The 2964-nt window shown below is 40.6% G+C and carries 2 protein-coding genes; both read left to right on the top strand.

All coding sequences use genetic code 11. The features are described from left to right. Positions 1-34: 34 nt before the first annotated feature. On the top strand, positions 35-2446 hold the full coding sequence (locus Q0212_RS16310; protein ID WP_297927495.1) for a hypothetical protein: 2412 nt from the start codon (positions 35-37) through the stop codon (positions 2444-2446). Between the two features lie 124 nt (positions 2447-2570). Next, positions 2571-2951: a transglutaminase-like cysteine peptidase gene (locus Q0212_RS16305; protein WP_297927493.1), complete on the top strand. Its 381-nt coding sequence runs from the start codon at positions 2571-2573 to the stop codon at positions 2949-2951. Positions 2952-2964 lie beyond the last annotated feature (13 nt).

Here is a 2964-nt window from a genome sequence, read left to right as displayed (position 1 = left end):
CGCTCTAAGCCTAAATATATTTAAGGGGTTTGATATGACAACATATACATTAACAGTCTCAACTAGCGATTTAGGACTTGGCGTTATTAGTGGCGCAAGGGTTGTAGTTGATAGAAAGCGCACACAAGTCGCCGATGCGTTTAGTTTTCAATATTTGGGCAGAAATAGCGTACCAACAAACTCACTAGGCGTGGCAACAATTCTGCTAGAGCCTGATGATGGTAGTGTTTATCATGAGATTAAAATATTTGATTTAGTGGGAATATTGGTTTACTCAAGAATTTTTACTATGCCCCCACAGGCTGTATCATCATTATCTGATTTGCCCGTTCAAGATATTGTTTCGGCATCTGCGGCAGCAGTATTAGAAGGTGTTGCTACGGCTACAGCACAAGCCGTTATTTCTACAGCACAAGCCGTTATTTCTACAGCACAAGCCGTTATTTCTACAGAACAAGCCGTTATTTCTACAGAACAGGCAGTCATCTCAACGGCACAAGCTGGTATTGCAACAACACAAGCCGCAAACGCTCTATCGTCTGCTTCTAGTGCTGAAATTGATGCATCGGCAGCATTAGCAGATAGGATTTTAGCAGAGACTGCGCGTGATGCTGCACTTATTCAGGCTGGTGTATATGTTGACGAACCGACTGGTCGCGCAGCAGTAGCCGATGGCGTAGCATTCAAAGTGCAGGGTTCGGGAGATGTTGCTGCGTATGAATATCGTCGTACAAATTCTTCCGTATCAGTGCTAATTGCCACATATCCCTCAAAGAGTTACATAGATACTAGGGTTACTACTAAAATCGTTAGTAAGAATTTAATTAATCCTGCAACTTTGCAAGTTGGTAAAACTGTCCATACAGATGGCACTCTGATTACTGCTGGCAGTTTTACTGCATCTGGCTATATCGCCGTTTCACCTCTGACAGCTTATACGAAAACTGCATCTACCGGAGCGTGGGCTGAATATGATGCTAATAAAGTATTTATTCAATATACAGTCTTGACCGCAACAATTACAACTGGTGCAACTACTGCATTTATTCGTGCGTCTATGCTAACAGGGGCAACGTTTGACATTCAAAAAGGTGGTGTTTTAGGTGATGCAGACACTTATGCAGAAAAATCATTAGTTGCAAATCAATACTTAGATTTAAGTATAGTTAAGCCAACTATTACTCAAAACAATAAATTAGATAACTCTATTTTATTGTCTGCCAGTCAAACAAGTTTTCTGACTAGAACGTCACCCAATTTGTTTGATATTAATACTTACTCAGCATCTACTATATTGACTTGTGCAACAGTTAGCGGAGTATTGTACGCGACAACAAAAACAAATGCCTTTTGGTACACATCAGATATTATTCCTGTCACTGCCTCCACTTCATATACTTTTTCAAAATTTGGGGTGTGGGTACAGTATGATGTAAACATGAATGTTGTCGCATATAATACAACTGCATACTATGTGCAATCGACAATTACAACTCATGCCTCAGCCGCATTTATAAGAATTAGCTACCCTTATTCAAATGTTACTGACAGTACAGTGATGTTTTGTTTGGCTAGTCAATACCCATCTCTCTATATCCCGTATAACCGCTACGTCTTATCTAGTGAAGTTTCAGCAGATAGCGCATGGAGAGGTAAAACAATTCTGTGGTTGGGTACGTCAATCCCTACAGGTGGTGGCTATCCTGAGAATGTCTCAGCAAACCTATCCGCCACTTTAAACAAGAAAAGTACTAATGGTGGTCGTGTTCGCGCAAGAAAATCCGATGGAACTTGGTTTGCACAGTCCGAGTTGATACATCAGTTTACACTATCAAAAGCAGACGTTGATGCTAGGTACGGTGGTAATTTAGGATTGAGCGTTAGTGCGTCTGATTATTTAACGTTAAGCGGTGGAGGGCCAGTATTAACTCAACCGATGCTAGATGCACTGACTGCAAACAATTATGAAGTTAGATTATTACCTAACATCGCAGCTTCTGATCTGTTTATTTTGGATTACGGTATTAATGACCGTAACGGTCAACTACCGAACATTTCCGTCCCATTTTTGACGTGTGAAGAACTTTTAACGGCTGGTGATTTATACAATCGTAATGAGTTTTTGGGGGCTATGAATTTTCTGATTAAAACAATTCAAGATGCCAAAGCTGCTCTGAGTGATAAGAACTATCGCATTGTCATTGTCAATCATCACAATAAAGGTGCAACTGCAAGCAGCGAACGTAACGTAGTTACTGCTCAAGAAAATCTTGCTAAGTATTGGGGATTTCCCTTAATTAACGTAGCAGATAATGTGGGGGTTAACCCTTCTACTCTTGCGAGTTTGACTACAAGCGGTGATGGTTTGCACTTTGTAACTGGCAGCAATTTAGAGAAACGGTACACACGTTACATCACTGCAAAGTTACGCGAAATAGATGCTTGATTTTTCTGAAGCTAAAACCTTTGTGATGGGTGGTTTATGCGTATAAAACTAGCTACACCGCTCATTGGCGAGTTTCCACGCTACGCAGATGTGAAGCTCCCTGATAACGGGATTTATCTAACTTATGATGACACTAAAGAGCAGTAATAGCTACATCGTGGCTGAACGCATTAACAGCGATGTTAATGCGTCAGTCACTTACAAAACAGATTTAGAGCAGTACGGCAAGCCTGAACATTGGTGTTTGCCTACCGCTTTTGGCGACTGTGAAGACTACGCGCTTTTAAAGCGTAAAATGTTAATAGATGCAGGTTTTGATCGAGACAAAATTCATTTATGCACTTGCTTTGTTGGTGGTGCTGGTCATTGTGTATTGTTGGTTGAAACAGATCGCGGCAATTATATTTTAGACAATAATCAACCAGAGCCAGTCCAGCCAAACTTTCTATCTTACAAGTGGGATAAAATACAGAAGGGTGACAAATGGTACGAGTTATCGTTTTAGCTTTATTTTTAAC

Source organism: uncultured Agitococcus sp., assembly GCF_937920075.1.
In the GTDB taxonomy this organism is placed as follows: Bacteria; Pseudomonadota; Gammaproteobacteria; order Pseudomonadales; family Moraxellaceae; genus Agitococcus.
Note: the sequence above shows the minus strand (reverse complement) of the source record. Positions and strands in the feature narration are given on the sequence as shown.

Bases quoted from the DNA above. Each gene is read 5' to 3' on its own strand.
- Q0212_RS16310 (WP_297927495.1), top strand. From the start codon at position 35: ATGACAACATATACATTAACAGTCTCAACTAGCGATTTAGGACTTGGC.
- Q0212_RS16305 (WP_297927493.1), top strand. From the start codon at position 2,571: ATGATGACACTAAAGAGCAGTAATAGCTACATCGTGGCTGAACGCATT.